This window comes from Leptospira dzoumogneensis (assembly GCF_004770895.1).
Lineage (GTDB): Bacteria > Spirochaetota > Leptospiria > Leptospirales > Leptospiraceae > Leptospira_B > Leptospira_B dzoumogneensis.
This window is the reverse complement of the sequence record NZ_RQHS01000015.1, coordinates 87814-102079: the sequence shown is the minus strand read 5'-3', so window position 1 is coordinate 102079 and position 14266 is coordinate 87814. Positions and strand designations below refer to the sequence as shown.

Annotated in this window: 11 protein-coding genes; 8 read left to right on the top strand and 3 right to left on the bottom strand. The window is 42.2% G+C overall.

Annotation, left to right across the window (positions count from 1 at the left end):
• Positions 1-11: 11 nt before the first annotated feature.
• Positions 12-473, bottom strand: coding sequence for a putative lipoprotein (locus tag EHR06_RS09795; protein WP_135756834.1), 462 nt, complete (start codon positions 471-473; stop codon positions 12-14).
• Positions 474-559: 86 nt separating this feature from the next.
• Complete coding sequence (locus tag EHR06_RS09790; protein ID WP_135756833.1) at positions 560-2485, bottom strand: glycoside hydrolase family 36 protein; 1926 nt, start codon at positions 2483-2485, stop codon at positions 560-562.
• Positions 2486-2591: 106 nt separating this feature from the next.
• On the opposite strand from EHR06_RS09790, the gene EHR06_RS09785 reads away from it, so the two are divergent.
• The 8 genes from EHR06_RS09785 to greA all read left to right on the top strand — a co-directional run bounded on the left by EHR06_RS09785 (position 2592) and on the right by greA (position 12271).
• Positions 2592-3230, top strand: a complete 639-nt coding sequence (locus EHR06_RS09785) for a ribonuclease D (protein WP_135756860.1) — start codon at positions 2592-2594, stop codon at positions 3228-3230.
• Positions 3227-4594, top strand: a complete 1368-nt coding sequence (gene radA, locus EHR06_RS09780) for a DNA repair protein RadA (RefSeq protein ID WP_135756832.1) — start codon at positions 3227-3229, stop codon at positions 4592-4594. Before EHR06_RS09785 ends, radA begins: the two co-directional genes overlap by 4 nt.
• Positions 4595-4686: 92 nt before the next feature.
• On the top strand, positions 4687-5700 hold the full coding sequence (locus EHR06_RS09775; protein WP_244288562.1) for an LIC10775 family protein: 1014 nt from the start codon (positions 4687-4689) through the stop codon (positions 5698-5700).
• Between the two features lie 5 nt (positions 5701-5705).
• Positions 5706-6512, top strand: a complete 807-nt coding sequence (locus tag EHR06_RS09770) for a hypothetical protein (protein WP_135756830.1) — start codon at positions 5706-5708, stop codon at positions 6510-6512.
• Positions 6513-6836: 324 nt separating this feature from the next.
• Positions 6837-7070, top strand: a complete 234-nt coding sequence (locus EHR06_RS09765) for a DNA-binding protein (protein ID WP_100710530.1) — start codon at positions 6837-6839, stop codon at positions 7068-7070.
• 34 nt (positions 7071-7104) lie between these two features.
• A complete protein-coding gene (flaA2, locus tag EHR06_RS09760; RefSeq protein WP_135756829.1) occupies positions 7105-7821 on the top strand; it encodes a flagellar filament outer layer protein FlaA2 in 717 nt (238 codons plus the stop codon).
• Between the two features lie 19 nt (positions 7822-7840).
• Positions 7841-8785: a flagellar filament outer layer protein FlaA1 gene (gene flaA1, locus EHR06_RS09755; RefSeq protein WP_135756828.1), complete on the top strand. Its 945-nt coding sequence runs from the start codon at positions 7841-7843 to the stop codon at positions 8783-8785.
• Between the two features lie 708 nt (positions 8786-9493).
• Complete coding sequence (gene greA, locus EHR06_RS09750) at positions 9494-12271, top strand: transcription elongation factor GreA (protein WP_135756827.1); 2778 nt, start codon at positions 9494-9496, stop codon at positions 12269-12271.
• Positions 12272-12415: 144 nt separating this feature from the next.
• Here the strand turns inward: greA and EHR06_RS09745 are convergent, their stop codons facing one another.
• Positions 12416-14224 (bottom strand): M23 family metallopeptidase, encoded by a 1809-nt coding sequence (locus EHR06_RS09745; RefSeq protein ID WP_135756826.1) that lies wholly within the window; start codon positions 14222-14224, stop codon positions 12416-12418.
• Between the last annotated feature and the right edge of the window lie 42 nt (positions 14225-14266).

Below are 14266 nucleotides of genomic sequence, written 5' to 3'. Positions count from 1 at the left end.
GTAATCTCAAATTAGAGGGAAAGATAGCCTCTTTCCAGAGCTTTTGCGACCTCAGGTTTGAAGTTTACGTTTGCCGCAAAATTTTTAAAACCTTCTTCGCTTACTCCTGCCTTTTTAAGTCCTCTTCCGATGGAAACATAAGTGCTTTCGGAATTTTTCCAGTTGATCACTCCGTTTTTAGAAGCAAGTTCCGCCAGGTCGGATTCAAATTCAGAAGAACGAGTGGATCCGGTTTGTAAATAGAATGCGGTTAGATTTTCCACATCTCTTTTATATCCTTTCTTTTCTGCTGCCTCGTCTTTGGAAGAAGAGGAAACGGAAGAAACTACGGAGACCACAGCATTAGAAATACTTTGTAGTGAATCCGAAGATTTAGAAAGTGAATTTGAAATGGAATCTATAAAACAATTTTGGGAGAGTAGGATACCGAATGTAAGTAAGCCTGTTCCCATAATTTTGTGAAAAAATTTCATTGATGTACCTCGCCTTTGGTCTTCCGAATTTTGGAAGAAAGTTTCTGACACGTTCGCGCCTATTCTCTTCTTGAATTCAGTAAGAGTCAACTTTGTTTTCCGGAATGTAGGACCACTGTGGACCAAGGTTCCATTTCAATTTTAAGAATTTTTTTGCGGGAATCTATCTCTAAAGAGTCGGGCCTTTTTCCGGTCCAATAATCTATGGAATTCTTTTTGTCCCAAGGGAAGAATAAGGAAAGTGAGATCTCCTTCTTCTCGTCGCTTGGATTCCAAATTCCTAAATAACCGGAAGGATTGTATAGAGCGCTCGGGAAAAATTCGGTCCCAAGTCCCACAGGAAGAGGAGTTTTACCTCTACATTTGGATTGGAGTGTTAAACTTTTTTGTAATAATTCGAGTCTGTCTTCATTCACCAGGGAAAGATCATCAGATACGAATAACATTCCTCCGGATACGGACATGATACTTGCCATGATCTTTGTCTGGGCTTCCGTCATGCTGTTTTTCTTTTTACGAACCAATAGGCAATCCGGATCATTCAGCCAAAGTGTTCTATGCATAGAAGCTCTGGTAATATCATTGATTAGCGCTCTTTCAGTGCAGAGTCCGTTCCTGTCTTTTACTAGGATCCTGGATTTTTCTCTATACCAGAAAGGTGCCACGTCACAGGAAATTCTCATCGCATCGAATAGTCCGATAGAAGGAAGCATTGGCGCCCCGCAACCTAGAATGAATATATCTTTTCCGACTACCTTTCGGATAAACTTGATGGCTTCCGCGTAACGAGTATGAGGCGATAGGCTGCGATCGTAAGTCCAGCCGGGCAGCAATGCTGAATACAAGAAGTCCAGTTTTAGATATTTGTATCCGTATTCTTTTACTATCGTTTTGAAAACTGTGGCTAAAAATTCTTTGGAAGCAGGGTGGGTCACATCCAAACTATACGTATAATCCACTCCCCAGTTCGGATTCCAAAGTGCGGGCACCGGATTTCCGTCCCTGTCTTTTAAAACGGCCTCCGGAAATTTTTGGAAAAATTTGGATTTTTTACGAACTAAAAATGGAGCAAGCCAGATCCCAGGGATTAATTTTTCGGAACGGACCGCTTCTGCAAGTAAACCCATTCCGCCTGGAAAACGATCGTTTGTTTCTAACCAGTCTCCTATTTCTGCTTGGTAACCATCATCTATTTGAAAAACTTTTAGTCCTAGGTTTTTGGATCTAAGCTCTTTCAAATTTTGTAAAATGATCTTCTCTGAAATTTTGGTATAATAATGATACCAAGAACACCAGCCGGTTGGCACCTGAGTTTCCGGAAGTTTTACTTTTAGATTTTTTGCAAGTTCGGCGAAATAATTTTTGATAAAGATGGCTTCGTCGCCTGTGAATTTGGAAATTCTGATCTGAGTGAGCGGAAGTTTATTTCCTTTAAAATCTTCGAATCGGAAGAAATCATATACGACTCGAATATCCCCTTTGAAAAAATCATCAGTTGTCTTTTTGGAAGAAGGAGAGGTTAAAATTTTAAACTTAACTCCTTCTTCTCCTTTGGAAACGGCTCCTGCAAAAAATTTAGAGTCTTCGTTTTTAGGTAAAAGGATAACGTAGGCTTCCGAGATCCAGTTACCTTCTTCTCCCGCATGTTCGGAATAAATATTTTCTTGGGAGAATTGCAAAAATCCTAATTTAGGAGAAATATCCGCGTCTTCTAAATTTTCAGCAGCGGAAAGACTCCAGGATTGGTATCCATGTCTGAAAATTTTACCTTCTTTGATCCCATGAGAAGGAAGTTCCCACTCGAAGGTCAATAGTTCCAAACCTGCAGGAGGTCTTCTTTCCGCGATCCATTCTAAAACGGGAGCATACGTGGATTTTCCCGGGGATTTGACTAATTTAAAGGAAAACTTATAATTCCCGCAATCGCTCTTGGTCTCGGATCTTCCTACCGGGAACTCAAACTGAGACTTTTGTTCTTCTTCATAGATACGGGTTCGCAAAACTGCTTTCATTCTAGGACGATGGTTTACTGATTCGAAAGATAGAAAAGGAAAAAAACCGGTGGAGAGGCCGGACTTTTCTTGCGGACCTGAGATCCTATTCGATTATTTTGGCTTTATGGCATCTAACCGCGCGAACAATAAACCGGATCTTTTTCCGGGAGATCTTTCCGAAGAGAGATTCAAAGAATATTCAGAAGATGATCATTTGGCTGTGGATTGCGAAATGATGGGTTTAAATCCGAGAAGAGATCGTCTTTGCGTGGTCCAGATCTGCGATTCCAAAAATAGGGTGAGCCTGGTGCAAATTCTGCCCAACCAAACTGAGGCTCCTCTGCTCAAAAAATTATTCGAAAATCCTGATATTATCAAAGTATTCCATTTCGCTCGTATGGATACTCTGTTCTTAAGATACAGACTTGGGATTTTGACTAAGGGAATTTTTTGCACGAAGATCGGATCCAAACTTGCGCGCACTTATACGGACAGACATGGTCTGAAAGATATTATCAGAGAATTTTTCGACGAGACCTTGGACAAAAAAAATCAGTCTTCCGATTGGGGAGCTCAAAGTTTAACTAAGGATCAGATTGAATATGCATCGGGTGATGTTCTGTTCCTGATCTCTCTTTCCCAAAAACTCACTCAGATATTGATCCGAGAAGGAAGATATGAACTCGCTCAAGAGGCTTTCCAATGTCTTCCCGTATTCAATCAGATCGATTGGCTCCAAATGGAGAATTTATTCGAACATTGAAAAAGAAAATTTCCAAAGTCTTTCTTTGCCAATCCTGCGGACAGGAATTTTCCCGTTGGGCAGGTAAATGTGAATCCTGCGGTAAATGGAATACGATTGTAGAAGAATCGGGAGGAGATCGTTTTTCTTCTACTCCCAGTTATAAAAAATCCGCAGTCTATAAAGAACCTGTTCCTATAGATTCCATTCCTTCGGATGATACAAAACGTCTGAGTTCAGGTCTTTCCGAATTGGATTTGGTTTTAGGCGGGGGACTTGTTCCTGGAAGTTTAATTTTAGTAGGTGGAGAACCTGGAGTAGGTAAGTCCACTCTCATCCTAGAGATCAGCAGAAGTATGATCTCCAATGGAAGAAAAATATTATACATCTCCGGCGAGGAATCTGCGGCCCAAGTCGGACTGAGAGCTGCAAGGATGAATGTTCTATCAGAGAACCTTCTTCTTTCCTCCGAAACATACGCGGAGAATATTTCCGCAATGATCGAGGATGTCGCCCCCGATCTGGTATTCGTGGATTCTATCCAAACTCTTACAAGAGAAGCTCTTCCGAACCAAGCAGGTACTGTCACACAATTAAGAGAATGTACACAGGTGCTTCTAGAAACTGCAAAGCGCACCGGCATCCCTATCGTAATGACCGGTCATATTACTAAGGACGGAGCGATTGCAGGTCCTAAGGTATTGGAACATTTAGTCGATACGGTATTGTACTTCGAAGGGGACAAACTGAATTATTTCAGACTTCTTCGTGCCGTAAAAAACAGATTCGGCGCGGTGGGGGACCTTGCCGTTTTTGAAATGTTGGAATCCGGATTAAAAGAAGTAAAAGACAGACAAAGAGTGTTTATCAGTTCCCTCACAGAAGGAAAAAGCGGCTCTGTCATCAGCTCGGTTGTAGAAGGAAGCCGTGCCCTGAGTGTAGAGGTCCAAGCCTTGGTGAGCAGGACCAATTATTCTCAGGCAAGAAGAATGGCAGAAGGCCCGGACACTCGAAGACTCATCCTACTTGCCGCAGTCATCGAAAAATACTTAGGGCATACATTATCGGAATGTGATATATTCGGAAACCTGGCAGGAGGACTTCAGGTGGACGAACCCGCACTCGACCTTGCGATCTGTGCTTCTATACTTTCCAGTTATACGGAAAGACCTGTCCAATCAGGTTTTGCTGTCATTGGAGAAGTAGGATTATCCGGAGAAGTTCGGTCCGTTGGACAAGTTTCTCTTCGTTTGAAAGAACTGAAGGGTGTAGGGATCGAAACAGTTTTTCTTCCCAAAGGAAATCTGGCAGAGCTGGAAAAAATCCCCGGAATGGAAATCGTAGGGATAAGCGCATTAAGAGAGTTAGAAGGTCTGTTCAAGTGAGATTTTCCTCTTCTGCGTATCCGCAGGCCTATGTCTTTTATATTATAAAATCATTATATACTATTTTTCTGTTTTCGGCCGCTTTTCTCGCTGTGCCAATTTTTTCCCAAGAAGTGGATCCACTTCTTCGCCAGCCTTGGTTTCCAGACCAAGAAAAGAAGGAAGAACTACTTTATAACAGACTCCAGACTGCATTTAGATTAAGTGCTCATTATGTTTGGAAAACAGACTCCAGATCCCGCAATTATCGTTTTTACAAAGACGGAAAAGTGGAGATGATCCTGGACCGGAATTACAAAGAAGTGTTTCCAAACAGACAAGAATTGGATCTGCATTATAGCGAGGCGGAAAGTCTGCAAAAACATGCAAATCCATATTCTGCAATTCGCCTGCTCAGGGGTTCTATGTACTGCTATCGTTTGCGGTACGGAAAACTGGTACCGGAAGGTTATGAAAAAACGGCAAAACTTCTGGGAAAATTTTTAGACCAATATTCTCATAAAGAAAAAGAATTACAAAGACTTACGGATCCATTCGGTTGCTGGACTCCTGAAGTTTTAAAGATCAGAAGTTCAGACTTTGCATATTCATTCGATCTCCCTCCCGATCTGACTTATTTATTTCCGGACGAGGACAGAGAGTTTTCCGGAGAAGACTCGGATTATCTTTGGCAGGTGCATAGATTCTACCAAAACTTTCCTGTGGAAGGAGGACCTTCTACTTGGGAGAAAGAATATAGAAAGAGCAGCGAAGGGATCCTATTTTTTCGGCCGGATCGGATCGTATTCACTGTAGGAACTACACTTCATTTTCATCCTTCTATCTTTAACGCTCAAAATTACTATCTTGTATGGGATTCACTCAGAGGGATCAATTCCAGGACGATGAGAGAATGGAATTATCTTCGCAAAAAAGAAGGGGACCTATATAGAACGAGTTTCGATTTTGTGGGAGAAGATGGTCGTAAAAGTCAGATCATCATTTTGGAAAAATTTTATTTGAGAGGGACCAGAGGTATCCTATTCTCTTTGGCCTATCCAAGCAAATTAGAGGCCCTAGGCACTAAAATCTGGAGTGGATTTTCTTCCTCTGTCGTCGTAGAATAGAGGAGATGTTTGCCTTAGTCAAAAACTGGGAAAACCAAAAACCTAAAAAGCCGGAACCTCCTTGGAGATTACTCGGCCTAGGCCTTCTGTTCGTAAACGGAATGGCAGCACTCTTCCTGCCGATCGGCCTTTTCGGAACATTGATCTCCACGATCGCCTGCCTTGGTTTTTTATTTCTTCCTATGTTCTTTATGACCCTAAGGCTGACCAAGTTTTACGGAAATAGTATATTCTTCGCTTTATTCCTTGGATTTATCTCAGCACCTGTTTCTGCACTTTACTTGAGCCATGCATTCGGCTTCTTCCTCGGACTAAAATCTCCGGAACAGACGATCTTCCAAAAAGACAGTGGACCTTCTAATTCTCATATCTATAGATTCACGGATTCTAAATTCTTATACAAATACCAGGTCACTAAGACCACTCCAGGTTCCATTAAGAAAACATTGTATTTCCATGTGGCGCCCTGGGTTTCATCCGATTGGAAAGAAGGTGACGAGGTCCTAACCTGGGCCGTATGCCCACAATTTTCCGAAAAAGTATGCGATTGGGAGAAGCAGAACGCCAGAGTAGGGCAGTCTCTGTCCCATTCCAATATCGCAGGGTTGAACTCGTATTATGCGGAAGCGGTCCTGGATGCCTGTAAAAAGTTCGGTTTCGATCTTCCTAAAAACCCCCGGATACTTCTCCCGATCTCTAATCCGGAAGAAGTTTTGTTCAATATGGGGGTCCTTGGACTTGCGGGCCTTCTCGCTTTGAACTATATTTGGATCATCGGGATCTTGGTCTGGAATAAGAGACGCGGAGTTTAGAGCCACGGAGTTTGAAGAGAGGCACAAAGTTATGCTCACACAGAGGCGCAGAGCCGCGGAGGTTTTGACAAATAGGAGTTCCTACAATATATTTATTCTTCAGAAAGTAATCTAAAACCCTTTGTGTCTTAGTGTCTCTGTGTAAAAACCCTACTTCTGCCGAATTATGTCTCATAATATACCGCGGGGATGTGGCCTGCTTTTCGGTCTACGGGTGGGATTTTTTCGATTTTTTCTTCCGATACGCAAAAAACTTTTTACTTGGCTAATTTTGGAACTTAGGCTACCGATATTTATACACAGAGACGGGAAGGAGAAATCTATTTGGACCCCGAAATCCTAACGGAGAAGGTCGCCACCCAGAACAAAAAGTTTCTGGTAGATCTAAAACGGAACGAGAACGGATACTACTTAAAAGTTTCCGAATGGTCCAATAGCAAAAAATCTTCCATATTCATTCCGGCAGAAGGTGTCGGAAAGATGATCGAGGTATTACGTAAGTTCCAAGACCTGATTCAGGATGGAGAAATTACGGACATCCCTCCCTCTCAGAATTAGATTGGATTGCACTAAATCTTTAGGAGATGTTCTCATGGGGAAAAAGACGTACTTATTAGCTAGCGTTCTCTTTTTCTTGGCGATTACCGGGACTTCCGGTCAGCAGCCAGCGGGAGGGAACCAAGGCGGTGGTCAAGGCGGCCAAGCACCGGATCCCCTCGAGAAAATTATACTCGAAAACTTCGAGGAGTCCGAAGACTGGAGAGCTAAGTCTACTACTCCCCTGGGAGAGACTAAAACTCTTAAGATGGTTCAAAGAGGTCTGATCCGTGACGTGTTCGATGAGAATACCGTTCCGGATAATGGTGGAGACCAGTTAGAAAAGAACCATATCCTCGGTATCAAAACTTTTTATAACGATAGAGGATTCGATCGTGTAGAAGTTTTCCCTCCTCACGAATATATCGTAAAAGGAAAAGCTCGCCAGATCTCTATTTGGGCTCTGGGAAGAAAATTCCGTCATACTCTATTCGTTAAACTGAGAGACTATAGAGGAAAAACCCATAATATCAGAATGGGTCGCTTGGATTATTTCGGTTGGAGAAAGTTAACTGCAACTGTTCCGGGATTTGTTCCTCAAAGTACCAGATTTGCATTATTGGACAAGAACCTAAGATTCGTTTCCCTTTTCGTGACCAGCGATGTTCATGAAGTGGGTGGAAGCTTCTACTTTTATGTAGATGATTTGGAAGTTCGTGCCGATAAATCTGATACGAAGTATCCTGGTTCTGAAATTAAGGACAATTGGTGATCTTCCGGGTAGGAAACGTATGAAAAACCTCAGCAAAAAAACTAAAATCACCGCGGCAGTAGTAGTAGGTATTTCTTCCATCCTTCTTCTCGGGACCGTAAGTGCGCAATTTATCAAAAAGAAAAAAGGCGGGATCGAAACTCCTACCGGTATCGACGTAAGCGGGATGGAGTTACGTTCCATCACTGTGGAATCCTGGGATAATCCTTCCGGTTCTGCTCCTTACGGTTGGGAAGTCAGCACTGATAAGGATACCCAAGTTCCTCAAGGACAACAACAGGGTCAGTACCAGCCTGCTGCTTCTAACGCGCAAGCATTGAGAGAAGTTAAACTTCTTCCTGGAAAACCTGGAGACATCAAGAACGTAGACGCAGGGACAGGAAAAGTTTTGGGAGTGAAGTTCGCATTCACTTTCCCTGGAGATAACTCAGTTACTATCCGTCCACCTCGTACTCCTGAATATGAGATCACTCGTAAAATGGCTTACTTGGATGCGAACAACAAAAGAAAAGAATTCAAGATCTATGGTGTAGAATTTCCAGGGATCGTAAAAGCGGTTTCTGTTTGGGTTTGCGGTCGTGGTAACGAATATAATCTTGAAGGTTGGTTAGAAGATTGGAAAGGCGATTCTCACATCTTCCAATTCGGAGATCTGGACTTTATCGGCTGGAGACCTCTTACTTTCGAGATCCCTACCGGAGTTCCTCAAGACGTAAACTCTTATCCGCAAGTGAAGACACTTGTATTCAAACAATTTAAAATTCGCTCTCGTAACGATACGAGTGGAGAAACTGTTTATCTTTTCTTTGATGAGTTAAGGGTTCTTTCCGACGTATTCGAGGTTCACTTCGACGGAGCTTCTATCGACTTCGATGCGGACGACTGTCGTTCCAAACGTAAGTTGGATAAGATGTTGAAAGTGAAAGCTGAGAAAGAATGTGAAGGTGGTGGAAACGGCAAGTAAGCCTTTCTCACAGTCGGACTCTGACGAAACGCGGGAACTCTCCCGCGTTTTTTTGTTTTAGGGGCAGAGGCACAGAGTTTGAAAGAGTCGCAGAGCTTATGGCACGCAGAGACGCCAAGGCGCAGAGATTTTTCACACTAAAGGCTATTTCAAATTATATCCTATTTGTTAGATTTCATGACAGGGCTTTATGAAAGGTCCCGCTGAAAAGGTATGTTTTCTTTTGAAAATTTGCCATTTGTAAAAAATGGTATCGAATAGGAAAGATCTACTCTTTCTCACAAAGAGAAGGTTGATCTGTGGAATTTCCGGAGAGAGAATTTTTCCCGCATCTTTTTTATTCCCGAACGGTTTCGCACGGAGAAGGCAGAGGTAAAAGAGACACCGAGATTTTTCTCACGCAGAGACGCTAAGACACAGAGACTTAAGATTGTAGGAACTCCTATTACCTAAATCCTCTGCGGCTCTGTGCCTCTGCGTGCCATAAGCTCTGCGACTCCTTCAATCTCTCTGTCTCTAAAACAAAAATAAATGCCAAAATGCTTCCCTAAGTGACAAGTAAAGACCTTCCAAGTCTCTTCCTCCCAAATTCTAGTTTACGGATAAGCCTAAGCTGCTATAATTGATCTGAAAGGGCTCTTAAGAGACAAAAAAACCGCCCATCCGAACCTATTTTTGAATGCCGACCCCGTCGGCGGAGTAATTCCTATGTCTAACGAAACTGCGACAACCGCGGAAACTAAGCCTGCCAGCGAACTGGACAAGCTGACTTCTCTTTTTAACGAGGAGATTTATGTACGCTCGGACGCAAATTCCATTCCAGCATCTAAATTTAAAATTTACGACGATCTTATAGAATCCTTTCAATCATCCGGACTTATAGATTCTGCCAAAACAAAATTGGAAGAACATCTTGCCGATCATTCTGAAAGTATTTCCGCAAGATACATGCTTGGATTACTTGGACTACAAAAAGGAAGTATAGACGCTGCTTCTTATTTCAAAACCCTTCTGGATTCTTTCAAACAAGCCGGCAAATGGGTCATCATTGAACATATCACTGATAATATTCTAAAATTCGGAGAGGACCGTTACGCTCTTCGTTTCAAAGCGGAAGCTCTTGAAAAACTAAAGAAGAATAAAGAGCTGAAGCCTATCCTGGAAAAACTTGCAAAACAAGACCGCAAGAACCCGGAAATCGCTAAAAAATACGCATTAGCAATTCTTGATGAAAACAAAGAGAAGGCGGTCGCTTATCTAAAACAAGCGATCGAAACCTTTGCAAAAACGAAAGAATACGTACAGTTCGAAGAGATCTGGCCGATTTTCGTAACTAATAGCTACGATGATATCCAGTTCGTAGAAAAGATAGAACGTATCCTTTTAGGTCACCGCGAAAAGACCCGTCTTGCAGGTTATCTTTATCCTTTAGTGGAACCGTTCAAGATCACCGAAGATTGGGATAGAGTGATCTATCTTCTGAAAAAGATCCTGGATCATGAGCCTGTTTCCAACAAAGCAAGAAACGAACTGATCAGAGTTTATAAACTGAAATACGCCAACCACAGCTTGTTGGAAGATTTCTTAAAAATGTCCGAGTTGGGAAATAACAGAAAACCTGTTAAGGTTTGTATTTCCAACTTCGAAAGAAACATCGTATTCGATACCGGCAACTATGTTCTTCATAGGAACTGGGGAGTAGGCAAGATCGTTTCTATTTCGCCTAACGGAGATTCTATCTTCGTAGACTTCAAAGATAAGAAGAATCATAAACTTTCCATCCAAATGGCGATCACCAGTTTGAAACCTTTAAAAGGAGATCATATCTGGGTGAGATTCTACGAAGACAAAGCTTCCGTTGTTTCTCTATTCGAGACCGATGTTCCCGGCTTCTTTAAGGAATTATTAACTTCTTTCGAAAACCATATGTTGGTTGCAGAAATGAAGGCGGAGATCGCAGGGAAATTTATCCCTGTTGTTGATTGGTCTAAATGGTGGAATAAAGCTAAGAATGTTATCAAAAAAGAAGATAACCTGGGCTTTAACCCTAAGAAAAAAGACGAACTCTGGTATAGAGAAAAACCGATCACTTACGCGGAAGAATTGACCGAAAAATTCAACGCGAACGCGGATCCTGCTAAACGTTTGGACATCGCTATCGAAGCACTTCGAAACAAAGAAGAAGCTGAATCGGCGATCGATACTTTCGCTCATCATTATTTCGAAGAAGAGCAGACTCACGATTCTTTCCGCAAGATAGTTGCCTATCTATATCTGGACGAAGTCGCTTCTACCATGGAAGGAGAAGACGGAAGTCCTTATGATTTCCAAAGATACCAAAAATTGGATGATGTTTCCAAGATCGTTAAATCTCTCAAAAGAGAAGAGGTCCTGGAATATTCTTCTAAGATCAGCAACTTGGATATCAAAAAGTCTTTCGTAGACTTAGTGAAAAAATCACATTCCGATTGGGTCAATATCCTTGTCGGACTTCTATTCGAAGTTCCTGTTAAGAATAACAAATACGTTGTTTCCGTTCTGGAAGCGGACGGTAAATTCGCTGAACTGAATTTATTCATCGAAACCTCATCCAGCCGCGCTAAAGAAAATCCTGAAGTATTCCTTTGGGTGGCAAAATCTATCCTTCTCAAAACCTGGGAAGAAGAATGGATGAATGTTTCTAGACAGGATCTGATCCTGAGAGTTCTTCGCTTATTAAAACCTCTGAACAAGATCGAGGAAAAAGGAACCAAGCTTAAGAACACCTGCCAAGAGATCCTATTCGGGAACGATGCAGCAGTGATCAGCGAGGCGATCCAAAACGGAGACTCCGAGTATATTCGCAAAGTGTACGCTCTTTATAGAGAAGTTCCTTATATCGAAGAGACTGAAAAAGACAAATTGATGTCTCTCATCCGAGTTCTGAAACCTGATTTGATCTGGGAAGAAGAGGATGATGATGAAGAGGACGAGGACGTTCTGGCAAGAATTCCAGAAAACGCGGTTATGGTTACTCGCCGTGCTCTAAACGCTAAAAAAGCGGAGTTCGATCATTTGGTGAACGTGGAGATGCCTGAAAACTCCAGAGATATCGGAGAGGCTCAGGAAAGAGGGGACTTAAGAGAGAATGCGGAATACAAAGCCGCTATGGAAAAACAAGTCCAGCTCCAAGCTCAGATCAAAAAACTGGAAGCAGAACTCAAGGCTGCTATCGTTCTAGATCTTTCCAACGTAAAAACGGATCGTATCAATATCGGAACCACTGTAAAACTCAAAAACGAGTCCAGTGGAGAAGACCAAACTTATTCTATCTTGGGAGCTTGGGACGCGGATACTGAAAGAAATATTATTTCTTACCAGTCTCCATTAGCTAAGTCTCTTTTAGGTAAAAAAGTGGGAGATAACGCTTCTTTAAATCTTGGTGGAGCGGAAACCAAGTTTAAGGTTCTGCAGATCAGCAGATACTCTCTACAAAACCAGGATTGAGGCGCAGAGTAAAAACAAGTTCACGCAGAGCCGCGAAGACGCAGAGAGTCTTGTAGGAGTTCCTACATGCTAACAATTCTCCGCGACTCTGTGCCTCTGCGTGAGAATTTCTTTGCGGCTTTTTTAAACTCCGCGTCTCTAAAACTAAAATCTCACCAGATCAGTAAACCAATCGGAAGAATTTCCTGCGCGATCTTTGATCCGGATCTGAAGTAACATGTACTTTTTCCATGCAGAGAAAGTTTTGGGGAATTTGATGATCAGCATTTTGCGGTCTGCATCGAATTCACTGGGGTAAATTTCCCCTTCTAACAAAACTTCCGCGCCGCCTGCATACCCGGAGCCTGTGTCGGAAACCGTGTATAATCTTTCTTCGACACCTTCTTCTTCCTGGCCCTTGATCCTTCTATGTCTTGTGATCAGGTATGGATAATTCACTGCAGGTTTTGCGTCATCCGTCAGAATTGCTAATGCCCCAAGCTTAGTGAGTAATACAATTTGGCCTTTTTGTTTTAAGGCGGACCATTTTTTAGAAGCCTTATCGTAGATATAGATCCCGTCTTTTTTACCTAAGCTTGCGCCTCTCCATGTAAGTTCAGCTTCTCCCACCCAAGAGAGGTCGGAAGATTCTAATTCGTAAATGGAACCCTTTGATTTGAGTCCTTCCGGTAGTTTCAGATCTTCTTCCAATTTTTCGATTTTTTTGAAGACCAAGGAGCCTTGCCCATAGGTCGTCTTGTTGGGAGTTTTGATCTTTAGGATCCCATCCGAGGAATTAAATTCAGTTTTTGTAATGGATGGTTTTTTGGTATGGATGGTCCCGACTTCTATTTCTAAGGGGAGAATGGAATGATTTCCTGCGTGATCCGATGCTTTGAGAGTCAGCTTGACTATACTTCCAGTTTCGAAATTCCTAAGGTCGATGCTAGGTCCTTTTGCAGGGAATAGATTATAAACATAAACGGGTGGATTTAAAGAAGATCGGTTCGAGTCGAAGATATCATGATGGATCCTTGCTTCTTCATAGCTCATTCCTCGGAAGGATCTTTCGTATAAAGTTGTCTCGTCCTTATAGAGTCCTGCAAAGAATAAATTGTTTTTGTTGCGAGAGGTCATTTGGTCGTAGGCTCCCAACCTAAAGCGAACTCCTCCCGCCAAATTCAGTTTTTGATTTCCTGGAAGTGTAAATTTGCCTTCGCCCTTTTTTTCTAATGGTAGTCTTGCCTGCACTCCATCTTCGGAGTCCACGTATAGTAATAAAAGTTCCGGGGAATATCTGTCCTTTCCTCTTAAGGGCAAATAGGGGAGAGGATTTAAAGTTCCATTAGGTAAATGTAATTCAAAATGAAGGTGGCTGACCCCTGTTCCCGATTCACCTAACCTTGCTATATTTTCTCCTTTGGGGAGATTATAAGAACCTGGAGAAAGTTTTACCTGAAACTCCCCGCCGCTGAGTAATGCCAAAGCTTCTCTCAGTAGATCTAGGTCCTTTCTGAAACCTTTGAAGTCCAGTAAGTGGGCAAACTTTGCCTTTAAATTGGAACCTGAAGATCTTAAAATTATATTAGAACCGTATCCTTTTGTGGATTGGCCTATCGATTCTACATATCCTTGGAATGGAGAGATTGCCGCGATCCCGTTCGTGTGAAATGTTTTAAAATCACATCCCATATGAAGATGGTGCACTCTGTATTCCGCATAGGAACCTGAGATGGGGGTTTCCATCTCCATTGGAAAACCTAAATTTCCCAGATCAGCTAAAACCTCTGGTGTTAGATCGTCCCAAATATTTTTTTGAACCGTAGGACTTGTCTTTAAATTGGGGGAAACTGCAGATACTTTAGGATCGGTTTCGCCTGCATTACCTTCTCCTCCTGAAAGCAAGAGCAGAAGAATTAGGAACCCGGATCGAAGTGAGATCAGTGGAAAAAGTTTTAGGAAATTTTTTCCCATTTGCGAATTCAGATCCGGTTCCTCTAAATTGTAAAGCCTGAA